At 60.5% G+C, this 25205-nt stretch carries 24 protein-coding genes; 11 read left to right on the top strand and 13 right to left on the bottom strand.

The window, feature by feature from the left end; translation table 11 throughout:
• Window positions 1–6: 6 nt before the first annotated feature.
• Window positions 7–912: a LysR family transcriptional regulator gene (locus GHN92_RS13240; protein ID WP_095024300.1), complete on the top strand. Its 906-nt coding sequence runs from the start codon at window positions 7–9 to the stop codon at window positions 910–912.
• Window positions 913–1299: 387 nt separating this feature from the next.
• On the opposite strand, the gene GHN92_RS13235 is transcribed toward GHN92_RS13240, so the two are convergent.
• Entirely contained in the window at window positions 1300–2181 is an 882-nt protein-coding gene (locus GHN92_RS13235; protein ID WP_095019411.1) for a helix-turn-helix domain-containing protein, read from the bottom strand.
• Window positions 2182–2354: 173 nt separating this feature from the next.
• Between GHN92_RS13235 and pobA the strand changes: the two genes are divergently transcribed.
• Together pobA and GHN92_RS13225 are read left to right on the top strand one after the other, a co-directional pair.
• The gene (pobA, locus tag GHN92_RS13230) at window positions 2355–3539 is read left to right on the top strand and encodes a 4-hydroxybenzoate 3-monooxygenase (protein WP_095019412.1); all 1185 of its coding nucleotides are present in this window, start codon (window positions 2355–2357) and stop codon (window positions 3537–3539) included.
• 57 nt (window positions 3540–3596) lie between these two features.
• Window positions 3597–5114, top strand: a complete 1518-nt coding sequence (locus GHN92_RS13225) for an MDR family MFS transporter (RefSeq protein WP_095019413.1) — start codon at window positions 3597–3599, stop codon at window positions 5112–5114.
• 49 nt (window positions 5115–5163) lie between these two features.
• Here the strand turns inward: GHN92_RS13225 and GHN92_RS13220 are convergent, their stop codons facing one another.
• From GHN92_RS13220 to GHN92_RS13210, 3 genes are all read right to left on the bottom strand, one after another.
• Window positions 5164–6498, bottom strand: coding sequence for a sigma-54 dependent transcriptional regulator (locus GHN92_RS13220; RefSeq protein WP_095019414.1), 1335 nt, complete (start codon window positions 6496–6498; stop codon window positions 5164–5166).
• A gap of 3 nt (window positions 6499–6501) precedes the next feature.
• Window positions 6502–8256, bottom strand: a complete 1755-nt coding sequence (locus tag GHN92_RS13215; protein WP_153380356.1) for an ATP-binding protein — start codon at window positions 8254–8256, stop codon at window positions 6502–6504.
• Between the two features lie 73 nt (window positions 8257–8329).
• Window positions 8330–9055 (bottom strand): 4'-phosphopantetheinyl transferase, encoded by a 726-nt coding sequence (locus GHN92_RS13210; RefSeq protein ID WP_095024303.1) that lies wholly within the window; start codon window positions 9053–9055, stop codon window positions 8330–8332.
• Window positions 9056–9187: 132 nt separating this feature from the next.
• Between GHN92_RS13210 and GHN92_RS13205 the strand changes: the two genes are divergently transcribed.
• From GHN92_RS13205 to GHN92_RS13195, 3 genes are all read left to right on the top strand, one after another.
• Window positions 9188–9865 carry a response regulator gene (locus tag GHN92_RS13205; RefSeq protein WP_016779832.1) on the top strand — a complete coding sequence of 226 codons (678 nt, stop codon included), beginning with the start codon at window positions 9188–9190 and terminating at the stop codon, window positions 9863–9865.
• A complete protein-coding gene (locus GHN92_RS13200) occupies window positions 9862–11208 on the top strand; it encodes an ATP-binding protein (RefSeq protein WP_095019415.1) in 1347 nt (448 codons plus the stop codon). The genes GHN92_RS13205 and GHN92_RS13200 overlap by 4 nt, the downstream gene beginning before the upstream one ends.
• 323 nt (window positions 11209–11531) lie before the next feature.
• Window positions 11532–12866, top strand: a complete 1335-nt coding sequence (locus GHN92_RS13195; RefSeq protein ID WP_095003057.1) for a dicarboxylate/amino acid:cation symporter — start codon at window positions 11532–11534, stop codon at window positions 12864–12866.
• A 50-nt stretch (window positions 12867–12916) separates the two neighbouring features.
• Here GHN92_RS13195 and GHN92_RS13190 read toward each other — a convergent pair whose 3' ends face one another.
• Both GHN92_RS13190 and GHN92_RS13185 read right to left on the bottom strand, forming a co-directional pair.
• Entirely contained in the window at window positions 12917–13411 is a 495-nt protein-coding gene (locus GHN92_RS13190) for a SprT family zinc-dependent metalloprotease (RefSeq protein WP_095019416.1), read from the bottom strand.
• Window positions 13412–13556: 145 nt separating this feature from the next.
• On the bottom strand, window positions 13557–14159 hold the full coding sequence (locus tag GHN92_RS13185) for a Yip1 family protein (protein ID WP_095003059.1): 603 nt from the start codon (window positions 14157–14159) through the stop codon (window positions 13557–13559).
• 268 nt (window positions 14160–14427) lie between these two features.
• Here GHN92_RS13185 and ttcA point away from each other — a divergent pair, with 268 nt between their 5' ends.
• Window positions 14428–15252: a tRNA 2-thiocytidine(32) synthetase TtcA gene (gene ttcA, locus GHN92_RS13180; RefSeq protein WP_095003060.1), complete on the top strand. Its 825-nt coding sequence runs from the start codon at window positions 14428–14430 to the stop codon at window positions 15250–15252.
• 19 nt (window positions 15253–15271) lie between these two features.
• Window positions 15272–15943, top strand: a complete 672-nt coding sequence (locus GHN92_RS13175; protein ID WP_095020929.1) for a DNA-3-methyladenine glycosylase I — start codon at window positions 15272–15274, stop codon at window positions 15941–15943.
• A gap of 81 nt (window positions 15944–16024) precedes the next feature.
• Here GHN92_RS13175 and GHN92_RS13170 read toward each other — a convergent pair whose 3' ends face one another.
• From GHN92_RS13170 to arsC, 3 genes are read right to left on the bottom strand one after another with little or no spacing between them, the layout of a single operon-like run.
• A complete protein-coding gene (locus GHN92_RS13170) occupies window positions 16025–16432 on the bottom strand; it encodes a DUF2069 domain-containing protein (RefSeq protein ID WP_095003062.1) in 408 nt (135 codons plus the stop codon).
• The gene (gene wrbA / locus GHN92_RS13165) at window positions 16425–17030 is read right to left on the bottom strand and encodes an NAD(P)H:quinone oxidoreductase (RefSeq protein ID WP_095003063.1); all 606 of its coding nucleotides are present in this window, start codon (window positions 17028–17030) and stop codon (window positions 16425–16427) included. The genes GHN92_RS13170 and wrbA overlap by 8 nt, the downstream gene beginning before the upstream one ends.
• Window positions 17027–17380, bottom strand: a complete 354-nt coding sequence (gene arsC / locus GHN92_RS13160) for an arsenate reductase (glutaredoxin) (protein ID WP_095019417.1) — start codon at window positions 17378–17380, stop codon at window positions 17027–17029. Before arsC ends, wrbA begins: the two co-directional genes overlap by 4 nt.
• Before the next feature lie 126 nt (window positions 17381–17506).
• Between arsC and GHN92_RS13155 the strand changes: the two genes are divergently transcribed.
• Window positions 17507–17971, top strand: coding sequence for a TlpA disulfide reductase family protein (locus GHN92_RS13155; RefSeq protein ID WP_095003065.1), 465 nt, complete (start codon window positions 17507–17509; stop codon window positions 17969–17971).
• An 86-nt stretch (window positions 17972–18057) separates the two neighbouring features.
• Here the strand turns inward: GHN92_RS13155 and GHN92_RS13150 are convergent, their stop codons facing one another.
• From GHN92_RS13150 to GHN92_RS13135, 4 genes are all read right to left on the bottom strand, one after another.
• Window positions 18058–18462 (bottom strand): META domain-containing protein, encoded by a 405-nt coding sequence (locus tag GHN92_RS13150; protein ID WP_095003066.1) that lies wholly within the window; start codon window positions 18460–18462, stop codon window positions 18058–18060.
• Window positions 18459–18896 carry a hypothetical protein gene (locus tag GHN92_RS13145; RefSeq protein ID WP_095003067.1) on the bottom strand — a complete coding sequence of 146 codons (438 nt, stop codon included), beginning with the start codon at window positions 18894–18896 and terminating at the stop codon, window positions 18459–18461. Before GHN92_RS13145 ends, GHN92_RS13150 begins: the two co-directional genes overlap by 4 nt.
• Window positions 18897–18947: 51 nt before the next feature.
• The gene (locus GHN92_RS13140) at window positions 18948–19937 is read right to left on the bottom strand and encodes a 2-hydroxyacid dehydrogenase (protein ID WP_095003068.1); all 990 of its coding nucleotides are present in this window, start codon (window positions 19935–19937) and stop codon (window positions 18948–18950) included.
• Window positions 19938–20071: 134 nt separating this feature from the next.
• Entirely contained in the window at window positions 20072–22837 is a 2766-nt protein-coding gene (locus GHN92_RS13135; protein WP_178102631.1) for a response regulator, read from the bottom strand.
• Window positions 22838–23039: 202 nt separating this feature from the next.
• On the opposite strand from GHN92_RS13135, the gene GHN92_RS13130 reads away from it, so the two are divergent.
• Both GHN92_RS13130 and GHN92_RS13125 read left to right on the top strand, forming a co-directional pair.
• Window positions 23040–23768 carry a response regulator transcription factor gene (locus GHN92_RS13130; protein WP_095019419.1) on the top strand — a complete coding sequence of 243 codons (729 nt, stop codon included), beginning with the start codon at window positions 23040–23042 and terminating at the stop codon, window positions 23766–23768.
• Window positions 23758–25119 (top strand): sensor histidine kinase, encoded by a 1362-nt coding sequence (locus GHN92_RS13125; protein ID WP_153380352.1) that lies wholly within the window; start codon window positions 23758–23760, stop codon window positions 25117–25119. The genes GHN92_RS13130 and GHN92_RS13125 overlap by 11 nt, the downstream gene beginning before the upstream one ends.
• Window positions 25120–25205: the final 86 nt, after the last annotated feature.

Below are 25205 nucleotides of genomic sequence, written 5' to 3'. Positions count from 1 at the left end.
CAGATCATGGATCGTCTTATTGCAATGCGGGTGTTTGTCACCGTCGTCGACCTCGGTAGCCAGTCTGCGGCAGCCGACCACCTGGATCTGTCGCGCCCCGTGGTGTCGCGTTACCTGGCCGAACTTGAAGAGTGGGTGGGCGCACGCCTGATGCACCGCACCACGCGCAAGCTGAGTCTGACGGCAGCGGGCAATGAAACCCTGCCGCGCTGCCGGCAGTTGCTGGAACTGGCCGACGACATGCAGGCCGCGGTGGAGGTGCCCAGTGATGCGCCGCGGGGGCTGTTGCGGATCAGCGTCAGCACCTCGTTCGGCCAGGCGCAATTGGCGGCGGCAGTCACCGACTACGTACGGCTTTACCCCCAGGTCAGCATCGACCTGCAGATGCTCGATCGTACCGTGAACCTGGTGGATGAACGCATCGACCTGGCAATTCGTACCAGCAATGACCTGGATCCGAGCCTGATTGCCCGCAAGCTGACCGTTTGTCGCTCGGTGCTGTGCGCATCCCCGGCCTATTTACGCCAACACTCGGCGCCGCAGCAGGTCGATGACCTTAGTGGGCACAACTGCCTGACCCATTCCTACTACGGCAAGAGCATGTGGCATTTCACCTGCGAGGGTGAGGAGGTGTCGGTACCGGTGCAGGGCAATATCAGCGCCAATGAAGCCAGCACCCTGTTGAGTGCCACACTGGCTGGCGCGGGAATTTCGCTGCTGCCCAGCTATCAGGCCGGGGTGTTTGTACAGCGCGGTGAGCTGGTGCGCCTGTTGCCCGAAGCAGAACCGCGCCTGATGAACATCTACGCGGTGTACGCCTCACGTAAACATATGCCGGCCACGCTGCGCAGCATGCTCGACTTCCTCGCCGAGCGCTTTACCGACGAACCGGTGTGGGATAAATATCTATAGATACGCTGTTGCAGATCAAGCCCTATTGTGGGAACGAGCCTGCTCGCTCCCACAAGTGCAGTTTTCCCTCGCTGCAGCGGCTACAGGAATTACATGTCTAGTCCATTTGAAGGATGAAATCGGGCACGACCACTCGTACAACTGGCATGGCAAGAACCTGTGTCTGAACTAGCCTCAAAGCTGTGACGTCAAGGGAGCCAATGCCATGACTACCAAAACAAAAACAACATGTATGACTGTTTTTATCGTTTTCGCTGCCGCTGTCCTGTTTGCAAGCGCTTGCTACCGCGCCGAGCAAACCCGCCAGGCAGCCGGATTGATCGCCAGTTGCAATGGCGCGCACTGCAATGCCATGTTCAGCGCTCTGAGGTAGGATGCCCCGGAGTGTCAGGGCGGGCTGATTATGTCAGTCCGCCCGGTTCGAAAAGTACTGGGTGATGTCCCACTCAGGCGTCGGAAAAACCGCGCAAAGTACGCCGGATCTGCAAAACCCAGGCTATCAGCCACTTCGCTGATGGTCATCGGTGTATAAATCAAATGACGCTTGGCCTCCAATAACAACCGCTGGTGAATGATCTGCAACGCCGACTGTCCCGCCAGCTCGCGGCAGATGCTGTTCAAGTGCGCCACTGAAATCCCCACCTGATGTGCCAACTGCTCAACACTGGGCTGCTGGCGAAACTGCGCCTCGACCCGTTGATTGAACAGGCCCAGATACTCGTGCCCCCGTGGTAGCAACTGTCGCGCCTCACGCCGCTGGAGCACCTGGCGTGCCACCCACACCAACAGCACGCTGACCAGCGACTGCAGCAGCATTTCGCGGGCAGGGCGTACGCTGTCGTATTCGCTTTGCAGCTCACTGAACAGGTTGTTGAGGTAATCACTGTCCTTGCCTGCGGGGTAACTGGCGACCCGCTGCAACAGACTGATGTTGTCGCCCAGCTGGGCTTGCAACTGCGCCACCAACGGCGCGGCCAGGGTCAGGACAAAGCCTTCTACGTTGGGCGAAAACTCAAACCCGTGCACGCACAAAGGCGGGATAACCTGAACCGCCGATTGCTCCAGGATATGGCGCTGCCCCTCGACCTCAACCTGCGCCCGACCCTGGTGGACATAGAGCAACTGGCACAGGTCGGCGTGCCTGTGCGGGCGGATCTCCCAATCGTGGACGCGGCTGCGCAGCGATATGGTTTCGCAGTGCAGCAGATCGGGGCCAAGCCGGTCTTGCTGCTCGCCATAAAGCTTGAACACCGGGACTGAAGGAATCATTGGCGTCGTACCTGTTGTCGTATCGTCGGCCGATAATCGCACTAATTGGCGAAAAGTACCGGTAATCCCAGGGTTATCACCTTCAATTGCTGCTCTCGCAAGCGAAAAATACAGGCACTAACCTATAAGAATCTACTCACCCCTTGGGGTCGAGTCTGCGAGAGACAACAATAATGAGAACTCAAGTCGCTATTATCGGTGCCGGTCCTTCAGGGCTGCTGCTTGGCCAACTGCTGCACAACGCCGGGATTGATAACGTCATCATCGAGCGCCAGACCGGCGAATATGTCCTCGGGCGGATTCGCGCCGGGGTGCTGGAGCAGGGCATGGTCGACCTGTTGCGCCAGGCCGGTGTCAGCCAGCGCATGGACGCCGAAGGGTTGGTGCATGCGGGCTTTGAGCTGGCGCTGGATGATCGCCAGGTGCATATCGACCTCAAGGGCCTGACCGGCGGCAAGACCGTGATGGTCTATGGCCAGACCGAAGTCACCCGCGACCTGATGGACGCTCGCGAGGCCGTCGGCGCACAAACCCTTTACAGCGCCAGCAACGTCCAGCCCCACGATATGAAAACCGATACGCCTTATGTCACCTTCGATAAAGAGGGCGAAAGCTGGCGCCTGGACTGCGATTACATTGCGGGCTGCGATGGTTTTCACGGGGTGGCGCGCCAGTCGATTCCGAGTGATGTACTGAAAATTTTCGAACGGGTGTATCCCTTCGGCTGGCTCGGTGTATTGGCCGAGACTCCACCGGTCAATGACGAACTGGTGTATGCCCGCCACGAGCGCGGTTTTGCCCTGTGCAGTCAGCGCTCGGCCAGCCGTAGCCGTTATTACCTGCAGGTTCCTGCTGGGGAGAAGGTCGAGGACTGGTCCGACCAGCGCTTCTGGGACGAGCTGAAAACCCGCCTGCCCACGGCTCTGGCCGAACGCCTGGTGACCGGGCCTTCCCTCGAGAAAAGTATCGCGCCGCTACGCAGTTTTGTCGTTGAGCCGATGCAGTACGGGCGCCTGTTTCTGCTGGGGGATGCCGCTCATATCGTGCCGCCGACCGGGGCCAAGGGTTTGAACCTGGCGGCCAGCGATGTCAGCACCCTGTTCACTATGTTGTGCAAGGTCTACACCGAGGGCCGCACCGACTTGCTGGAGCGCTATTCCGAGGTGTGCCTGCGGCGTATCTGGAAGGCCGAGCGCTTCTCGTGGTGGATGACCTCGATGTTGCACCGTTTTCCGGACAGCGACGGCTTCAGCCAGCGCATTACTGACAGCGAGCTGGCGTATTTCGTCGACTCCGAGGCAGGCCGCACCACCATTGCAGAAAATTACGTCGGGCTCCCTTACGAAGCTATCGAATAGGATCCTATCGAGTACACTGAGGGCCATCCGATACAAGCTTCGCCTACAGGTGTTCACGTGACCAGTCTGAACCAGCCTCCCCAGGCCAAACCGGCCATTCGCAGCATTTTGATTGCCCTGATGCTGGCGATTTTTCTGGGGGCGCTGGATCAGACCATCGTCGCCGTCTCCATGCCCGCCATTTCCGCCCAGTTCAAGGATGTCAGCCAGCTGGCGTGGGTGATTTCCGGCTATATGGTGGCCATGACCGTGGCGGTGCCGATCTACGGCAAGCTCGGTGACCTGTACGGGCGCCGCCGCCTGATGCTGTTCGGCATGGGCCTGTTTACCCTGGCTTCGCTGTTTTGCGGGCTGGCACAGAACATGGAGCAGTTGGTGCTGGCGCGGATCATTCAGGGCATTGGCGCCGGCGGGATGATTTCGGTCAGCCAGGCGATCATCGGCGATATCGTCCCGCCCCGTGAACGCGGCCGCTACCAGGGGTACTTCAGCAGCATGTATGCCCTGGCCAGCGTTGCCGGGCCGGTGCTGGGCGGTTATATGACCGAGTACCTGTCATGGCGCTGGGTATTCCTGATCAACCTGCCGCTGGGGCTGGCGGCCTGGTGGATCTCCCACCGTACCCTGGTCGGCCTGCCGGTGCCGCAGCGCAAACCCGTGATTGACTACCTGGGCACTATGTTGATGATCCTGGGCCTGACTTCACTGCTGCTGAGCATCACCTTTATCGGTCAGGGCCAAAGCTGGCATGACCAACAGGTCGCAGGCTTTCTGGTGGTGGCGCTGATCGCCCTGGCGCTGTTTGTCTGGCATGAACGGCGCACGCCAGAGCCGTTGCTGCCCATGCACCTGTTTGCCAACCGCCATGCGGTGCTGTGCTGGTGCACGGTTTTTTTCACCAGTTTTCAGGCTATTTCGCTGATTGTGTTGATGCCGCTGCGCTATCAGAGCATCACTGGCGCCGGTGCCGACAGCGCGGCCCTGCACCTGTTGCCGCTGGCCATCGGGTTGCCGATGGGGGCTTATTTTGCCGGTCGCATGACTTCGGTAACCGGGCGCTACAAACCGATGATCTTGAGCGGGGCGGCGCTGATGCCCCTGTCCATTTTGGGCATGGCATTCAGCCCGCCCGGCGCCGAGTTGTTGAGCGGGGTGTTTATGCTGTTCAGCGGGATAGCTTCCGGCATGCAGTTCCCGACGTCGCTGGTGGGCGCGCAGAACTCGGTGCAACAGCATGATATTGGCGTGGCGACCAGCACCACCAACCTGTTTCGTGCCCTGGGCGGGGCGATGGGGGTGGCCTTGATGTCGGCCCTGCTGCTGGCATTGCTGCATGACTCGTTACCGGTACCGGTCATGGGCCAGCCGCTGATTGGCGAAGGCAGCTCGGGCAATGTACTGCTCGACAGTCTGAGCGCGGTTCAGGGGCCGGCGCTGCAAAGCCTGAGAGCAGAACTGCTGCTGACCTTCCGTCATCTGTTGAGCATCAGTGCGGCAGTGTCATTGCTGGGGCTGGCGGCGGCGCTGGCGATGCCCGACCAGGTACTGCGCGGGCGTGAGGACAAGGCGCGCTAGGGCTGAACAAAAGCCCCGCGTCCCTCTCCCGAAAGGCCAGGGGGGTGGTTTATTCGGCACTTAAAAATGCTTCACGCGCCAACCCGTGGCGTTGCATTTTCTCATTCAGGGTACGTCGCGGCAGCTGCAGCTCATTGAGCACTGCCTTGATATCACCTTTATGCCGGGTCAGCGCCGCGCGCAGGCACTGCGCCTCGAAGGCTTCCTGTTGCGCCACCAGTGATTGCCCCGCGTCGGTGTCGGGCAATTGCGGCTCGCCCAAACCCAGCACATCCCGCTCGGCTACGTTGGCCAGCTCGCGCACATTGCCTGGCCAGGCATGGCTGAGCAGACGCGACAGCTGCGGGCCGCTCAGCACTTGTGCACTGCGCCCCAGGCGTTCAGCGGCATTGCGTGAAAAGGCGTCGTACAACAAGGGAATATCCTCGCGCCGCTCACGCAGCGGCGCCAGGCGTAATTCGGCCACGGTCAGGCGATAGGCCAGGTCTTCACGAAAGCGTCCGGCGCGGGCTTCGTCGAGCAGGTCGGGTTTGGTGGCGGCAACCACCCGCAAGTTCACGTTGATGCTCTGGTTGGAGCCCAGACGCTCGAGTTTTTGCTCCTGCAGCACTCGCAGCAGTTTGGCTTGCTGGGCCAGTGGCATGCTTTCGATTTCATCCAGAAACAAGGTGCCACCATCGGCGTACTCCAGCTTGCCGATGCGCTTGCCCTGGGCGCCGGTAAAGGCGCCGCTTTCATGGCCGAACAATTCGGCTTCAAACAGTTGCTCGGGGATTGCCGAGCAGTTGAGGGCCACAAAGGGCTTGTCGGCACGTGGGCCAAAATCATGCAGGCAGCGGGCGACCAGCTCCTTGCCGCTGCCGGTCTCGCCGCGAATCAACACATTGACGGGCAGAGGCGCCAGTTCCAGGACCTGACGGCGCAAGGTCTGCAAGCTGCGCGATACCCCAAGCAGGCGCCCGTCGATCTGCTCACGCAGGTCTGCCTGCTCATGCAAACGGCGGTTTTCCAGTACCAGTTGGCGCTTTTCCAGCGCGCGGCGCAGGCTGCTGAGCAGGGCTTCGGGGCTGAAGGGCTTTTCCAGAAAGTCGTAGGCACCATCACGCATGGCCTCCACGGCCATGGGTACATCGCCATGGCCGGTCAGCAAGATCACCGGCAAATCCGCGTCCAGTTGCTGCAACCGGGTCAGCAGGGCCAGGCCGCCCATGCCCGGCATGCGCACATCGCTGACAATCACTCCGGCAAAATGCGCAGGCAACCGGTGCAGACAGTCTTCGGCGTTGTTGAAAAGCTGCACGTCAAAGCCGCTCAAGCTCAGCCACTGTTCGACGGCATTGCGAATACTGGCCTCATCATCGACCACGATCACCGAGTTGAGCATGTCTCAAGATTCCTGTGCGATGGGCAGTGTCAGCGTGAATTGCGCGCCATCAACGTGATTGCAAGCAGTCAGGCGACCACCGACTTCATGAACAATGGCGTATGACACCGCCAGGCCCAAGCCTAATCCATCGCCCACGGGTTTGGTGGTGAAGAACGGGTCGAAAATTTTACCCAAATATTCATCGGCAATTCCGCCGCCGCTGTCAGTGACGGTCAGGCGCCACAGTTGCTGGTCGGCTTCGATACGGATCTCAAGGTGTTTACGCGGTTTGTCGCCCATGGCGTCCAGGGCATTGCGCAGCAGGTTGATCAGTACCTGCTCCAGGCGAATTGCGTCGCCACGCACCCAGGCCGGACGCTGCAGATTGACGCGCAAGTCGATCTGTTCGTCCTTCAGGCGCGGCTCCAGCAGTTGCAGGGACTGATCCACCACATTAGCCAGATCCAGTTTTTCACGCAGGCCGCTGGGGCTTTGCCTGGCGTAGGTTTTCAGGTGGCCGGTGAGGGCGGCCATACGTGTGAGCATCTGCTCCAGGGGTTCCAGGGCTTTGTAGGCGTCATCGATACGACCGTGATCGAGCAACAGGCGCAAGGTCGCCAGCTGCATGCGCTGGGCGGTGAGGGGCTGGTTGATTTCATGGGCCAGCGCCGCTGACATTTGCCCCAGCGCCGCCAGTTTGGCGGATTGCACCAGGCCATCCTGGGCGGTGCGCAGATCCCGGGTACGGGCCTCGACCAGTTGTTCAAGTTCTGCCCGATTGCGCTGGCGCAAACGGGCGAGCCGCCAGCGCTGGAGTAAAAACAGCCCCAGAAATACCAGCGTCAGCCACAGGCCGATTGCCGCCAGGGCGGCATTGCGGCTGTCTTCGGCCGGTATTGCCGGGCGACGCAGCAAGTGCAGCGTCCAGCCCTCGATGTTCAGGGGTTGCGAGCCCCACAGGTAGTCGGCCTGGCCCTGCGGGCCATTGACGCGGCTCAGGTAGCTGTTTTCACCAAAACTGTGCAAGGTCTGCGAGGTCATCAGCGTTAGCGGTTGCTTGTCGTATTGTCGCGTCACGCTGATGGCGCTGCGGTCGCGGTCGTTCAGCTCGCGCAGGTGGCGATAGCGCCAGCCGGGCTGATTGGCAATAAATACAATGCCCCGGTTGTCACTGACCAGCAGCGTGTCGCTGCCGTGGCTCCACTCGCGCTCCAGTTCCGGAAACTCCAGTTTGACCACCATGGCGCCCAGAAACCGGCCGTCGGCACCCTGTACCGCGCTGGACATAAAGTAACCCGGTATGCCGCTGGTTACGCCCACGGCATAAAAGCTGCCGGTACCCTGGCTGCGTGTCTGGCTGAAATACGGGCGGAACGCGTAGTTGTGACCGACGTAACTATTGGACGTGTTCCAGTTGCTGGCGGCTACTGCCAGGCCGGTGCTGTCGAGCAACTCCAGTGTCGAAGATTGTGCTGCACCGTTGATACGTTCCAGCTTGCGGTTGAGCAGCGCCTGCACCTGTGGCGTCATGGGGTGCGCCAGTGCGTCCGACAACTCCGGGTCCAGTGCCAGTACGGCTGGCAGGGCGCGATAGCGTTCGATCACCGTGTACAGCGAATTGGCATACAGGCTCAATTGTTCAGGCCCGCGCCTGGCGCTCTCTTCCAGTGCGTGCTGTTTGGCCTGACGCATCGCCCAGCCGCCAGCCAGAATGGCTCCGGCCAGGATCAACAGGCAATACAGCGCCAGACGCAGGGCGCGAGACGTCACAGGCATGGTGGCAAACCGTTCGAACAGGGGCGCGCACGATAGCATGGCGGGCGTATCCCGCGGCCACAGGGCAACGGGGTCAGGCTTTTATCGCCACCACGCTGAGCAGTTGCCCGTCCAGCAGGCAAAACTGCGCATCCAGCTCACTGCCATGTTGCCACTCAGGTGACAAGTCGGTGAGCAGGCGCAGGCGTACATGCCCTTGGGGGGTCCAGTTCAACACTTCGGCGTGTTCAAAGTAGAAGCGTTTTTGCACCAGCGGGTATAGCGCCTTGAACAGGCTTTCCTTGACCGAAAACGTCAAGGTGACCAGCAGCGCAATCTGATCTGCAGGCCCGGCGGCCATACGCACAAGCTCATCGGGAGTAAGGATTTCCTTGGCCAGGCGCCTGGCGCGTTCGAGACTGAGCAGGGTTTCCAGGTCGATGCCCAGGGCCTGCCAGTCACGTTTAAAGGCTACCAGTGCCCCGGCGCGGCCGTTGCTGTGGGTGATGGCGCCGCTGATATGGTCTGGCCACACGGGCGCGCGGTCTTCACCCAGGGCGGGAGCCACGCAAGTGCCATCCAGTTGCCGCAGCGCTGCGCGGGCGCACAGGCGCCCGGCCAGAAATTCGGCTTGGCGTTTGGCCACTGAGCGTTGAATACTCGCAGGCATATCGATTGCACTGCGGGCAAAGTCGTCGTCTTCAAGCTGTGCCGGGATAAAGTCTGTGCTCAGCCACACACTGGCGGGCAGGACCTCTGGCAAGGGCCAGTCGTCACGCAATGGCGTGCAGCAGGCAGGCAGGGCGGGGAGTCGGTTCATGCCGGGCATTGTGCCGGGGCTTGGCCCGGCTGTGCAATTGTTCAGAGTATGTTCAGGGCACACAACTTACTGTGTGGCTAGGCTGTATGGGACACACGTCCTTCGAGACGCGGATTGGCTTGGGAGAGCGCGATGAAATTGCTGGTGGTTGAAGATGAGGCGTTGCTGCGCCATCACTTGCAAACCCGTCTGACAGAAAGTGGCCATGTGGTCGAAGCGGTGGCCAATGCCGAAGAGGCGCTGTACCAGACCGAACAGTTCAATCATGACCTGGCGATGATTGACCTGGGTTTGCCGGGGCTCGGTGGCCTGGAACTGATTCGCCAGTTGCGTGCCCGGGGCAAGACGTTTCCGATCCTGATTCTCACCGCCCGTGGCAATTGGCAGGACAAGGTCGAAGGGCTGGCAGCGGGCGCTGACGACTATGTGGTCAAGCCCTTTCAGTTCGAAGAGCTGGATGCGCGGCTCAATGCCTTGCTGCGCCGCTCCAGTGGCTTTACCCAGCCGACGATAGTGGCGGGGGCGCTGGTGCTGGACATCAACCGCAAGCAGGCGGTGCTCGACGGCGAGCCGCTGGCGCTGACCGCTTATGAATACCGGATTCTTGAATACCTGATGCGCCATCACCAGCAAGTGGTGGCCAAGGACCGACTGATGGAACAGCTGTACCCGGATGACGAGGAGCGTGATCCGAATGTGATCGAGGTGCTGGTCGGGCGCCTGCGACGCAAGCTGGAGGGGGCAAACGGCTTTAAGCCAATCGATACGGTGCGCGGCCTGGGGTACTTGTTTACTGAGCGCTGCCGATGATTCGTTCGCTTCGCGTTCGATTGATGCTGGCGGCAACCCTGTTGGCCGTGTTGTTTATGCTGGCGCTGTTGCCGGCGATGCAGGGAGCGTTCAGTCTGGCGCTCAAGGACGCCATAGAGCAGCGCCTGGCGTCAGATGTCACCACGCTGATTTCAGCGGCAAAGATGGAAAAGAACCGCCTCAAGATGCCGGCGTTGCTGCCCGATGAGCAGTTCGATCTGCCGGACAGTCGCCTGCTGGGTTATATCTATGACCGCGACGGGCACCTGGTGTGGCGCTCGCGGGCCACTCAGGAAGAAACCATCAATTACCGGCCGCGCTATGACGGGCGCGGCAACGAGTTTGCAAGTATTCGCGAAGATAACGGCGAAGAGTTTTTTGTCTACGACGTAGAGGTCAAGTTGCTCGGTGGCAAAAGTGCTGCCTTCAGCTTTGTCGCCCTGCAACCGATGCGCGAATACAACCGCACACTGGAAGGCCTGCGGGAAAATCTTTATCTGGGGTTCGGCGCAGCTTTGATTGTGCTGCTGGCATTGCTATGGATTGGTCTGACGTGGGGGTTACGTGCCTTGCGACGTTTGAGTCAGGAACTGGATGAAATCGAAACCGGCGAGCGCGACAGCCTCAGCGAGCAGCACCCGCGTGAGCTGCTGCGCCTGACCGGCTCGTTGAACCGCTTGCTGCAAAGCGAGCGCGAACAGCGCTCACGTTATCGCGATTCTCTTGATGACCTGGCCCACAGCCTGAAAACCCCGCTGGCGGTATTGCAGGGCGTGAGCGAAAGCATGGCCCAGCGCCCGGCTGACCGTGAACAGGCCTGGGTCCTGCAAAGCCAGATCGAGCGCATGAACCAGCAAATCGGCTATCAGTTGCAGCGTGCCAGCTTGCGCAAGAGTGGTCTGGTACGTCACCAGGTCGAACTGCTGCCGGTGGTACAGAGCTTGTGCAATACGCTGGACAAGGTCTATCGCGACAAGGGGGTCAAGGTCAGCTATGACATCCCTGAGCTGAGCCATGTGCCGATCGAGCAGAATGCCTTGTTGGAATTACTGGGCAACTTGCTGGAAAACGCCTACAGGCTGTGCTTGAGCCAGGTACGTATCAGCCTGCACCGTAACGTTCACGGCATTGAGGTCTGCGTCGAAGATGACGGTCCTGGAGTGCCGCCGGATCAGCGTGCGCGCATCCTGCAGCGCGGCGAACGGCTTGACCGCCAGCATCCGGGGCAGGGCATTGGTCTGGCGGTGGTCAAGGACATCATTGAAAGCTATGACGCCACCTTGACCCTGGAAGATTCCTCGTTGGGCGGCGCGGCGTTCAGGATTTATTTCCCGGCGGGCTAATCGACGAACCCTGGTAGCTGCTACGGGAGTACGTGGGGTTCAGGCGGATATCCGCCACCTTCTGCGTTTCAACACGCCCAATGGGCGGAATCCCGCCAAACCCTGACCTGCAAAATATATAAGAATTTTCCTTCAAACTCAGGCGCCATGGGCTATTGCGCGGCATTTGCGCAATGTGGCCCACGGCTTGCAATAAGTGCGAGAGGGCTGCCGTAAGAGCAGCCCCAAAAACAAATCCCTCCAAGTACAGGAGGGTTCGCGCTTTAGGTGTCACCAGTCTCAGACGGAATGATGATTGAGTGATGCACTTGAGGAACTTTGCAATGACGACTCGTCAGCCACTGTACAAATCCCTGTATGTGCAAGTAATCGTAGCGATCGCTATCGGTATCTTGTTGGGCCATTACTACCCGGAAACCGGTGTTGCCCTCAAGCCGTTGGGTGATGGCTTTATCAAACTGATCAAGATGGTCATCGCGCCCATTATTTTCTGTACGGTGGTGAGCGGTATTGCCGGCATGCAGAGCATGAAATCGGTCGGCAAAACCGGCGGCTATGCCTTGCTCTACTTCGAAGTCGTGTCGACTATCGCGCTGCTGATCGGCCTGGTTGTGGTTAACGTGGTTCAGCCTGGCGCAGGCATGCATATTGACGTGTCGACCCTGGATGCCAGCAAAATTGCCGGTTACGTGTCGGCAGGTGCAGACCAGAGCATCGTAGGCTTTATCCTCAACGTGATCCCGTCGACCATTGTTGGCGCCTTCGCCAATGGCGATATCCTGCAAGTGCTGATGTTCTCGGTGATTTTCGGTTTCGCCCTGCATCGCCTGGGTGCCTACGGCAAGCCGGTACTGGACTTTATCGATCGCTTCGCTCACGTGATGTTCAATATCATCAACATGATCATGAAGCTGGCACCCCTCGGTGCGCTGGGCGCGATGGCCTTCACCATCGGCGCTTACGGCGTAGGCTCGCTGGTTCAGCTGGGTCAGTTGATGATCTGCTTCTACATCACTTGCGTGCTGTTCGTGCTGATCGTGCTGGGCGGTATTGCCCGCGCTCACGGTTTCAGCGTTTTGAAGCTGATCCGCTACATCCGTGAAGAGCTGCTGATCGTACTGGGTACGTCCTCGTCGGAATCGGCCCTGCCACGCATGCTGGTGAAAATGGAGCGCCTGGGCGCGAAGAAATCGGTAGTGGGTCTGGTGATCCCGACCGGTTACTCGTTCAACCTCGACGGTACTTCGATCTACCTGACCATGGCGGCCGTGTTTATCGCCCAGGCGACTGACACCCATATGGATATCACCCATCAGATCACTCTGTTGCTGGTGCTGTTGCTGTCGTCCAAAGGTGCTGCTGGCGTCACCGGTAGTGGTTTTATCGTACTGGCGGCAACCCTGTCGGCTGTAGGGCACTTGCCGGTAGCCGGTCTGGCGCTGATCCTGGGTATCGACCGCTTCATGTCCGAAGCCCGCGCCCTGACCAACCTGATCGGTAACGCGGTAGCAACCCTGGTGGTGGCCAAGTGGGTCAAGGAACTGGACACCGACACCCTGCAAACCGAGCTGAACTCTGGCGGCCGTCCGCTGGAGGATACCCGTCCGCAAGATGATCTGGGTGTGGCTGAAGGCCCGGCCCCGGTGTTGCTCAAGTAAGTTTGAGTGCATAAAAAAACCCGTCTTCGGACGGGTTTTTTTATGCCTGCTCATTCGACCCGGGTCAGGCCGCTGAACACCAGGGGGTTACGGCAGCGTCGACACAGGTAGCCGCGGCCTTGTTTGACCAAAGCGTGACGCTGGGCCGAGAACGGGAAGTCGCTGTCAGGGCAGGGGCAACGGTAGATATAGCGGGTGGCGCTGCGACGCTTGATGGCGTAGGTATGACAGCGATTGGGCGGCAGTTCGTACACCCCGCGCATGATTAATTGCCATTCTTCGCCGTGGGGCGAGATGCGCTCGCCAAACAGTTGATGGGCAACCAGGTGCGCCACTTCATGGGGGACGGTCTGCTTGAGGAAGTCTTCGCTGTTTTCACGGTACAGCTGCGGGTTGAAGCGCAGCAGGTTTTCATGCAAATGGGCGACCCCGGCTTTTTGCCCGCGCAGTTTGAAACTGACGACGGGGCGTTTGAAGGGGCGTTTGAAAAACACTTCGGCCTGTTGGAAACAGTCTTCGACGCGGGTATTGAGCAGCTCGGGCATGCGGTTCGGTTCTCCAGAGCCGGCGATTATGCCGCAAGCGCTGGGGTTGCGAACCTGTTGGCGCCCAATGGTCTTCATGAGCCCGTGGAAGCGAGCCTGATCGCGAACAGCAATCACGAGCAGGTTCGCTTCCACGGGTTGTGGCCTAGTTGGTGTAGATCGGCCCGACGCCCAGGCCCCAGACGATCACGGTGAAGGCCATGATCGCCACCAGCACCACCAGGCCCACCGCCAGCACCGAGCTGGAAAACAGGAAGCCTTCGTCCGGGTCGATGCTCATAAAGGTAGGCAGGCCCACGTACAGCAGGTACACCGTGTAGCAAATGGCAGCGGTGCCCACCATCATGCCCAGCCACATATGCGGATACAGCGCCGCCAGCCCGCCGATAAACAACGGTGTGGCCGTGTAGGTGGCAAAGGCCACGCATCGCGGCAGGCTGGGTTGTGCATCGTAGGTACGGGCCATCCAGTGAATGAATGCGCCCATCACGGCCACGCCTACCAGCATGGCGGCGTAGGACAGCAGGGTCATCCACAGGGCGCTGTCCAGAGTCAGCATCACCGGGGCGCGGTTACCGATTACCCAGCCCACCTGGGTAGTGCCAATAAATGCAGAAATGGCCGGAATCGCTGCCAGAATTAACGTGTGCGTGAAATACATATGGCCGATGCTTTCTTCGGCATCACCACGGATTTCGCGCCACTCTTTATCGGGGTGGGTGAAAAGGCCCACAACGTGATGGATCATGGCTGTCGCTCCTGTATAAGACGCATCGCCCCCAGTGGGACGCGTGCCGGTCGCGCAGCCAGAACGTATTGAGAAGCAGACAGGCGTGCGGCCTTGATGACAAGTATAGGAAACCTGCCGCCCCATAACCTCGGCTCCTTAGAGCTTATTGTGCTGTCAAAGGCGGTCTTATCGCATTGGCGTCTTTAGGCAGGCAAGGGGTTCGTTGACCGGGTATTTTTCGGTAAAATCCCCGGCTTTTGGTCTTAACTCGCGGAATTGAAGCGCTATGGGCACTCACTCGGTCTCTCAAATCAAACTCCAGAAACGCCTGCGTCGATTGACCGGTGAGGCAATTGCCGATTTCAACATGATCGAGCATGGCGACAAGGTGATGGTCTGCCTGTCGGGCGGCAAGGACAGCTACACCCTGCTTGATGTGTTGCTGCACCTGCAGAAAGTCGCGCCGATCCAGTTCGAGATCGTGGCCGTGAACATGGACCAGAAGCAGCCGGGTTTCCCCGAGGACGTGCTGCCGGCTTATCTCAAGTCGCTGGGTGTGGAATACCACATCGTTGAAAAAGACACTTACTCGGTGGTCAAGGAGCTGATCCCCGAAGGCAAGACCACCTGCTCGCTGTGTTCGCGCCTGCGTCGCGGCACCCTGTACACCTTTGCCGATGAAATCGGTGCGACCAAGATGGCACTTGGGCATCATCGCGATGATATCGTCGAAACCTTCTTCCTCAACATGTTCTTCAATGGCAGCCTCAAGGCGATGCCGCCCAAGCTGCGCTCCGATGACGGGCGCAATGTGGTGATTCGTCCGCTGGCGTACTGCAACGAGAAGGATATCCAGGCCTATTCCGACTGGCAGCAGTTCCCGATCATCCCGTGCAACCTCTGTGGCTCCCAGGAGAACCTGCAGCGCCAGGTGGTCAAGGACATGCTCCAGGAGTGGGACCGCAAGACGCCGGGCCGCACCGAGAGTATCTTTCGCAGCCTGCAGAACGTGATCCCGTCTCAGTTGGCGGACCGTAACCTGTTTGATTTCGCGAGCCTGAAGATCGACGAAAGCGCAACGCCGCGTTTCGTCAACCTGCTCAATCTGTAAATTGCCGAGAGGAGAGGGCATGCGCGACTACAAATGGCTGCACGAATACTGTCTGAACCGCTTTGGTTCGTCAGCCGCACTTGAAGCCCAATTGCCTGTCCCGAGAACTGCGGAACAGTTGCGCCATATCAGCGATGATCGCTACCTGTCGACCCTGGCCCTGCGGGTGTTCCGTGCCGGGCTCAAACACAGTGTGGTTGATGCCAAGTGGCCGGTATTTGAAGAGGTTTTTTTCGGTTTCGACCCGGAGAAAGTCGTGCTGATGGGCGCCGAGCATCTGGAGCGGTTGATGCAGGATGCGCGGATCATTCGCCATCTGGGCAAGCTTAAAAGCGTGCCACGCAATGCCCAGATGGTGCTCGACATTGCCCACGAGTACGGCAGTTTTGGCGCGTTTATCGCCCAGTGGCCAGTGACTGATATCGTCGGTTTGTGGAAGTACCTGGCCAAGCATGGGCATCAGTTGGGTGGTTTGTCGGCTCCACGCTTTTTACGCATGGTTGGCAAGGACACCTTTGTGCCAAGTTATGACGTGGTGGCCGCGCTGAACGCGCAGAAGCTGGTGGACAAGGCACCCACCAGCCTGCGTGACCTGGCGATTGTGCAGAACGCCTTCAACCAGTGGCACGCCGAAAGTGGCCGGCCGATGTGCCAGCTGTCACAGATGCTGGCGTTTACGGTGAATCACTAAGCCGCCGAGCAACTTCAATTGTGGGAGCGAGCCTGCTCGCGAAGGCCGTTCGCGAGCAAGCCCGCTCCCACAACAGCTGCATCACTCGCCGCTCAGGCGTCGATCCAGTTGGTAGCGCCAGCGCACAAACAGCAATGCACTGACAAATACCGCCACGCTGGCGGCGATCTCCAGCAGGCCGAACACCTGGCGGTTCGGGTCGAATGCCGCCAGCGCGCCCTTGATCAGGTACAGGTTGACCACATAGCAGGTGAACGAGTGCCCACGGGGGCTGCCCATCAGCATGCCGGGTACCACAAACATCAAGGGCACCAGTTCGATCAGCAGGATCACCCACGGGCGCGCGCCGTGCAGGTTGGCAAACATCAGGTAATAAACACACAGCAGGGCGATCAGGCCAAAGAAGCACGCCAGGCTCACTACCCGCATCAGCCTTACCCGCGGCTGCAGCCACTCGATGGGCGGCAGCACTTTTGGCTTTTTAGCCACGGTTGCTCTCCAGTTTGCGGGCAATGGTGGCCAAACGCTGACCCAAGGCCCGGCACAGGGCGATTTCGTGCTCGTCCAGCCCGCGCTTGCCGTCGGCACCTGCGTGATGGCTCGGGCCATAGGGCGTTCCGCCTGCCGTGGTGTGCAGTAGGGCCGATTCGCTGTAGGGCAGCCCGGTGACCAGCATGCCGTGGTGCATCAGTGGCAGCAGCATCGACAGCAAGGTACTTTCCTGGCCGCCGTGCAGGCTGGCAGTGGAGGTGAACACACCGGCCGGCTTGCCCACCAGCGCGCCGGTCAGCCACAGGTTGCTGGTGCCATCCAGGAAGTACTTGAGCGGTGCGGCCATGTTGCCGAAACGCGTCGGGCTGCCCAGGGCCAGCCCCGAGCAGTTTTTCAGGTCGTCGAGGCTGGCGTACATCGCGCCTTCGTCCGGAATGGCCGGGGCCACGGCTTCACATTCGGCAGAAATGGCCGGCACTGTGCGCAGGCGCGCCTCGAGGCCGCCCTGTTCGATGCCTCGGGCAATTTGCCGGGCCATTTCGCTGGTCGAACCGTTGCGGCTGTAGAACAGAACCAGAATATAAGGCGCACTCACGACAGGATCTCCAGGACTTTTTCCGGTGGGCGACCAATCACGGCTTTGTCGCCTGCGACCAGGATCGGCCGCTCGATCAACTTGGGATGTGCAGCCATGGCGTCGATCAGCTGCGCGTCAGTGAGACCGCTGTCTGCCAGGTTGAGGGCCTTGTACTCGTCTTCGCCGCTGCGCAGCAATTGCCGTGCGCTGATGTTCAGCTTGGCCAGCAGGTCGCGCAGTTGGGCGGCGCTCAGCGGCGTTTCGAGGTAGCGCACCACGGTAGGGGTCAGGCCGCGGGCTTCGAGGAGTTCGAGCGCACCGCGGGATTTCGAGCAGCGCGGGTTGTGATAAAGCGTCAGATCGGTCATGTGCGGGTCGCATCTTGCGTAAGGTGGCGGCTATTCTACCTGCCTGACGGGCGCGCCTGAACCGTATGCGGTAAATGGCCGCTCGCTGATGTATTTTTGTATGTATTTACCGGGAAGGATCAACGCATGTTTAAGCGACTCATGGCAGCAGTTACCGTCTGCGCCACATTATTGCTGGCCGGCTGCGGAAATGATTATGGGGTCGATCAGCACGGACAGAAGATCGCCTCGGAGCGTCTGGACAAGCAATGGAAGGTCATCAACTACTGGGCCGAGTGGTGTGGCCCGTGTCGTATCGAGATTCCTGAACTCAACTCGCTGGAAAAACAGCTGCAGGGGCAGTCGGTGGGAGTGTTCGGGGTCAACTACGATGGTTTGCAGGGCAAGGAGCTGAGCGACGCGAGTACCGCGCTGGGCATCACCTTTACCGTGCTGGCGCAGGATCCGGCGGAGGTGTTCGATTTGCCACGCAGCGAAGCCTTGCCGGTGACTTATATCCTGGATGAGAAAGGCAAGGTGCGGGCAACGTTGATGGGCGAGCAGACCGCGGCCGGTGTGTTGGCGAAGATCAAGGAATTGAGAGGGGCCTGAGTCGAAGCCATCGCGAACAAACCCGCTCCCACAGGCTGGCACCAGTCTGTGGGAGCGGGCTTGCTCGTGATTCAAGCGCCGCGGTATCAGCCTTCTTCAGGCCAAAGCCGCAGAGGCTTGCCCTGTTCAGGCCAGAATCGCACCTGCTCGATCGGCGATATGTCCCAGCGCTGTACGGTCTGCAAGGCCTCGAAGAATCGCTGCTCCTGCTCCATCAACGCCGGCGCACAGGCCTTGCGGGTGCTGCCTACGCCACCAAAGGTCAGCTTGTCGCCGTCGAGGGTGTAAGGTGCAAACCAATGGTTGCAACCGCCACTGCCATAGGCCCGACCAGCATCGTCCAGGGTGACGGTCAGGTGGCTGTTGTCGATCAGCGGTCGTTCGCCGATCCACTCCAACACGTAGGTGTGGTTTTGCTGCAACTTCACCGGATCACCCGCACACCCCGTCAGGCTTGCGCCCAGCACGGCCAGCAGGATCAAGCGTTTCATTGCGCGGCCTTTTGGCATTGCGGGCACAGGTGCTTGCTGCCTTCAGTGCTCCAGCCCAGCTCGGCAATCCGCGCCGTGGCTGCGGGCTTTTGCGCCTTGGTGCCGAGTTTGGCGTCGACTGCGAACTCGAACTTCAGCTCTTTGGCGCAAGCATCGCAGTTGACCTGCCATTCATGAATCGCCAATTCACCGAACACCGGCCCTTTGGTGACGGCAACCCACTGGCCACGCGGGTTGATCAGGTGGCGCACCTTGTCGACGCTCAAACGCATGGACAAGGTCTTGCTGCCCTTGAGGGACACAATCAGCACATCACCGGCTTGAATCGAGCCGCCGTTGCCGGTGACTTGATACAGGCCCGGCGCCAGAGCGCGGCATTCAATCAGGGTGTGCTGCGGGTTAAGCAGGCTGTAGCGGAAATCGTGTTCGACCATGGGTCCTCCAAGTAAGTCGCTATGCTAGCACGCAGGCATCAAAGTCCAGACTCAACCTTCGATCAGGTTTTGCGCCGTACCGTTTCTCCAGGCCGCGATATTGCTCAGGGTCGTGCTGGCAATTGCATTCAACGCCTCGCGGGTCAGAAACGCCTGATGGGCCGTGATGATCACATTGGGGAAGGTCAGCAGCCGGGCCAGCACGTCATCCTGCAAGGGCAGGTCGGAGCGGTCCTCGAAGAACAGTTGGGCCTCTTCTTCGTACACATCCAGCCCAAGATATCCCAATTGGCCACTTTTCAGCGCCTCAATCAGCGCCGGCGTGTCGACCAGCGCCCCCCGTCCGGTGTTGATCAGCATGGCGCCGTGCATGAGGGTGGCCAGGCTGGTGGCGTTGATCAGGTGCTTGTTGTCTGCGGTCAACGGGCAGTGCAGGGAAATGATGTGCGAACCGGCCAGCAGTTCGGGCAGGCTGACGTAGCGAGCGCCCAGCGCCAGCAGTTCGGCGTTTGGATAAGGGTCGAAGCACAGCAGCTTGCAGCCGAAACCGGCCATGATCTTGCCGAATGTGGCGCCGATCTGGCCGGTGCCCACCACGCCCACGGTCTTGCCCACCAGATCGAAACCGGTCAGCCCGTGCAGAGTGAAGTCGCCTTCGCGGGTGCGGTTGTAGGCGCGGTGCAAGCGGCGGTTGAGCGCCAGGATAAGGGCCACGGCATGTTCGGCGACGGCGTGGGGGGAGTACGCGGGGACGCGCACCACACTCAGGCCCAGGCGTTTGGCGGCGGGCAGATCCACATGGTTGTAGCCGGCCGAGCGCAGGGCGATCAGGCGGGTGCGGCCAGCAGCCAGTTGCTCCAGCACCGGGGCGCTGAGGTCGTCGTTGATAAACGGACAGATCACTTCGTAGTCATGGGCCAGTGCTACGGTGTCCAGGGTCAGGCGCGCGGGCTGGAAATGCAGCTCGTTACCGTCGTCTTGTGCGGCCGCGATGAAACTGTCGCGGTCGTAGGTCTGGCTGCTGAAAAGAATCGTGCGCATGGGGTCTTCCTTGGTCTGTAACTACAAATCGGCTTTTATGGGAGCGGGCTTGCTCGCGATGGCATCACGGCGGTTTACCTGACATACCGCGCCGCCCGAATCGCGAGCAAGCCCGCTCCCACACGATGATTTTGCTATGCAGTACTGCGTGCTTCTTTGGCCAGGCGTGTGATGGCCTGATCCAGCTCGTCCAGGGCGGCGACGGCGTTGGGGCTTGCCTGCTTGAGCAGGGTCTCGCTGCGCTGGCAGGCCGCACGCAATTGCGGTACGCCGCAGTAACGGGTTGCGCCGTGCAAGCGGTGGACGCGCTCGATCAATGCGTTGTTGTCTCTGGCCTCACGGGCCTGGCGGATAGCGTCGCGGTCGGCTTCCAGCGAAGCCAGCAGCATGGCCAGCATGTCGATGGCCAGGTCCGCCTTGCCTGCCGCCAGTCGCAGCCCCTCATCGTGGTCGAGGACGAGCAATTGCGTGGTGTGACGGGTCGGTTCGTGCGAGTTTTCGCTGGCCTGATTGCGCAAGGCCAAGCCCGTCCACTTCAACATCACTTGGGCCAACTGCCGTTCGCTGATCGGTTTGGTCAGGTAGTCGTCCATGCCGCTTTGCAGCAAGGCGCGTTTTTCGTTGGCCATGGCGTGGGCTGTGAGCGCAACGATCGGCAGCGGCGTACAGTGGCGCTCGCTTTCCCACTGGCGCAGGACTTCGGTGGTCTCGCGCCCGTCCATGCCGGGCATTTGCACATCCATCAGCACCAGATCGAAATCGTGTGCCTTGACCGCATCAATGGCGGCATAACCGCTGTCCGCTGCAGTCACCTTGGCGCCCATGCCTTCAAGCAGGGTTTGCACCAGCAGCAGATTGGCCGGGTTGTCATCCACACACAGAATGCGCGGCGCGCGGCTGGCCAGCGGTTCGCCGGGTTCGCTGCGGGTTTGTCGCGGGCTGACCAGGTCGGCCAGGGCCCGACGCAGTTTGCGGGTGCAGGCGGGTTTGGCCTGGAGCTGGCTGTGGGGGTTGTCCACCACCGCGTTGAACAGGCCCTGCTCGGTGGTCGGGCACAGAACCAGTACCTTGCAACCCAGGTGCTCGAGATCCCAGATGTGCTGGTTGAGACGCTCTGGCGGGGTGTCATTGGCCGTTACGCCCAGAACTGCCAGACCAATAGCCTGGGCGGTCTGGTGAGCGCCGGTCACACAATTGGTGAGGTTTTCCAGAGTAGTGCAGGGCGTGACTTCCAGGCCGCAGTCTTCCAGTTGATGGTGCAGGGCCTGGCGGGCCAGGTCGTGTTTTTCCAGGATGGCTACGCGCCGGCCCAGCAGCGGCGCGCCGGGCAAGTCTTCGACATCATCGCGAGCCTTGGGCAGCCTGACGCTGATCCAGAATACCGAGCCTTCGCCAGGGGTGCTTTCAACGCCGATTTCGCCGCCCATCTGTTCGACCAGTCGCTTGGATATCACCAGCCCCAACCCGGTGCCGCCGGGCTGGCGAGACAGTGAGTTGTCAGCCTGGCTGAAAGCCTGGAACAGGGCGCGGATATCCTGGGCGGTCAGGCCGATACCGGTGTCCTGCACGCTGATGCGCAGTTGCACACTGCCGTCGGTTTCATTTTCGTCCTGGTCTTCAAGCATGGCCCGCACCGCGATGGTGCCCTCGCGGGTGAACTTGATGGCGTTGTTGATCAGGTTGGTGAAGATTTGCTTGAGCCGCAGCGGGTCGCCGATCAGCGACAGCGGGGTGTCGCGATACACCAGGCTGACCAGTTCCAGGCCCTTGTCGTGGGCCGAAGGGGCGAGGATGGTCAGGGTGTCCTGCAGCAGGTCGCGCAAATTGAACGGAATGCTGTCGAGCACCAGCTTGCCGGCTTCGATTTTCGAAAAATCGAGAATCTCGTTAATGATGCCCAGCAGGTTGTCGGCCGATTTTTCGATGGTGTTCAGGTAGTCGAACTGGCGCGGGGTCAACTCGCTTTTTTGCAGCAGGTGGGTAAAACCGAGGATACCGTTGAGCGGGGTGCGGATTTCGTGGCTCATGTTGGCCAGAAACTCGGACTTTATACGGCTGGCCTCCAGGGCTTCCTTGCGGGCCAGATCGAGTTCAAGGTTCTGGATTTCGATGGTTTCGAGATTCTGGCGTACGTCTTCGGTGGCCTGGTCGACGCTGTGCTGCAGTTCTTCCTGGGCATTGTGCAGGGTTTCGGCCATGCGGTTGATGCCCGAGGCCAGTTCGTCAAGTTCGTGGCTGCCCAGTGGCGGCAGGCGGGTTTCCAGATGCCCGTCCTTGAGCTGGGCCACGGCTTGTTTGATTTGCCCCAGCGGTGCGTTGATGGTGCGGCTCATGCGCAAGGCCAGCAGGGTGGTCAGCACCAGCCCGGTGACGATCAGCAACAGGCTGGCAAACAGGTTGCGATAGCTGCGCAGCAGCATGCCGTTATGGGACAGCTCCAGTTCGACCCAGCCCAGCAGGCGATGGGCTTCGTTAGGGATCACATCCCCGGCCAGGTTGCGATGGCGGCCAAATACGGGCAATAAATAGCGCGTGGCATCGTTGTCGGTGCGCTGTTGCAGATGGGTACTGCTGCCCAGTGGAGCCTGATTGAGCATGATCGGCCCGGCATGGGCCAGCGGTTCGTGGTTGGCGTTGAGGAACGCCACGGCGCGCACATCCTGTTGTTCCAGAGATTCGGTGGCGATACGGGCCAGCAATGCGGTGTCGTGGCGCCCCATGGCGGGGGCGACCAGGGGGGCGAGTTGTTCGGCGATCATTTCCCCGCGCTGCAACAGTTGCGATTGCAGTTCGGACTGTTGCAGCCAGGTGAAATAGCCGCCGAGCACGCTTGCCATCAAACTGACGGGCAATAGCGTTAACAGCAATACGCGGCCTTTGATACCGAGGTTTTTAAGCACACAACTCTCCAGCCCTGCATTCTTTTAAGAGTGATCCGGGCTTCCCGCCCGGATCAGGTGGCAGTGTAGCCATATGGTGCCCGGCAAATCTTTGAAAATTTGCCATCAATTTCGGTTTATCAGACGGGGTAAAGCCCGTGCCGGTTGCCCGCAGGGGCTCAATCTTGAATAATCGCCGATTGAGAATTACTTGCAGACGCTAATGAATCCCGTAGCTGTTAGCCCCTCGCGCCTACTGACCATTGAAGACGACCCCGTTCTGGGCGCCTATCTGCACGAGCAGCTGGGGCGTTGCGGGTTTGACGTTATCTGGTGCCAGAATGGCCTGGAAGGTCTGGCCCGTGCCCGCCAGGAGCACTTTGACGTGGTGCTGATGGATATCCTGCTGCCCGGCATGAATGGCTTGCAGGTGCTGACGCAACTGCGCCAGACCCACGCCTTGCCGGTGATCCTGATGTCGGCGCTGGGTGCCGAGGCCGACCGTATCAGCGGTTTCCAGCTGGGCGCCGATGATTATCTGCCCAAGCCGTTCAGCATGGCCGAACTGCGGGTGCGCATCCAGGCCATCTTGCGTCGCGTGGCCCTGGATCGCATGCCTGGCGCCCCAACGGTGCAGGAACTGCCACCGGCCGAGAGCGGTTTGCTGTTCGACGACGAGGCGTGCGATGTGCGCCGGGGCGAGCAATGGGCCGGGTTGACCCGCAGCGAGTTCCGTCTGCTCGATACCCTGCAGCGCAATGCCGACGAAGTGTTGAGCAAGGCCTTTCTCTATCAGCAGGTCTTGCAGCGCGGCTATGCAGCCCATGACCGCAGCCTGGACATGCATATCAGCCAGATCCGGCGAAAGCTCAAAACTATCGGCTATTACCAGCATGAAGTACGCACGGTGTGGGGCAAGGGCTATGTCCTTAGTGCCAGCGATGCCCCGTAAGGTGCCCGGCAAGAATTCGGTGTTCTGGAAGCTGGCGTGTTTGCTGGTGGTTTTCTGCTTGCTGATGATCTGGCTCAGTTGGTCCTGGGGTCGCTATATGGACAAGCGCACCGGCTTTTTGTCCGAGCAGGCCCACGGCACCCTGGTGCGCTATGCCGGTGAGGCCGAGCGCGCCTGGGAGAGCGCTCAGCAAGCCGGCGTCGACCAGTGGTTGCAGGGCATGGGGCACAGGGAGCCGGGCTGGGTCGGGGTGATTGGTCAGGACCTGCAGTCGCTGAGCAGCTACCCGCTGAGTGATCGAGAAAGTGAGCGGCTGACCTTTTTGCGCGGCCTGGACTGGCCCATCAGCCATATCAAGACGGCGCGGCCATGGATAAAGGTGCCCTTTCCCCGCGACCCGTCGGCGGGCAGCCTGGTGATCGAGTTGCCGCAACGCTTTATGCCCGGGCGCTCCCAGGTGATCTGGCGGATTGTCACCAACGGCGTAATTCCTGGCTTGCTGAGCCTGTTGCTGTGCGTGGGCCTGTACCGCGTGCTGATCGTGCCGCTTAACCATCTTCGCGAACAGGCCAATGCCTGGCGGGCTGATCAACTGGGGGCGCGGCTATCGAGCCAGATCACCAGCCGCCAGGACGAACTGGGTGAGCTGGCGCGGGCGTTCGATCAGATGTCCGAGCGCTTGCAGAGTACGGTCTCGCAACAGCAGCAATTGCTCCGCGACTTGTCCCATGAGCTGCGCACGCCCTTGAGCCGTTTGCGGGTAGCCTGTGACAGCGAGCAGGGGGGCGAGGCCTTGCGTGAGCGCCTGGGCCGTGAAGTCGACGGCATGCAACGGCTGGTCGAAGACACCTTGCAACTGGCCTGGCTGGATGCCGAGCGCGGGCCGCTGCCGGTGGAAGACATTCAGGTGCAGGCGCTGTGGGAGATGCTCACCGAAAACGCCCGCTTTGAAAGTGGCTGGCCGCAATCGCGACTGCCTTGTCTGGTGGATGAGCATTGCTGGGTGCGCGGGCATCTCAACAGCCTGGCTCAAGCCATGGAAAATATCCTGCGCAATGCCATTCGCCATTCTCCACCCGAGGGTATCGTCAGCCTTGATGGCCGGCGCGAAGGCAATATGTGGCACCTGTGGCTCGATGACCAGGGCGCAGGTGTGGCACCTGAAGAACTGGAGCGGATCTTTGCGCCTTTTACCCGCCTTGATGGCTCGCGTCCCGGCGATGGCGGCTTTGGTCTGGGCCTGAGTATTGCGCGCAATGCCCTGCGGCTGCAGGGTGGCAGTTTGTGGGCAGAGAACCACGGCGGCGGGTTGCGGGTGCATGTTCGTTTGCTTGCCGGACATGCCGCGTAAACGCTCAGGCCGCGGCTGTACATACATCCCTGTGGGAGCGGGCTTGCCCGCGATGGTATCAGTCCGTTTTACCTGACAGACCGCGG

This window comes from Pseudomonas sp. FSL R10-2964 (assembly GCF_009600035.1).
Classification (GTDB): Bacteria; Pseudomonadota; Gammaproteobacteria; order Pseudomonadales; family Pseudomonadaceae; genus Aquipseudomonas; species Aquipseudomonas bubulae.
The sequence above is the reverse complement of the archived record's forward strand: the minus strand, read 5'-3'. Positions and strand labels throughout refer to the sequence as shown.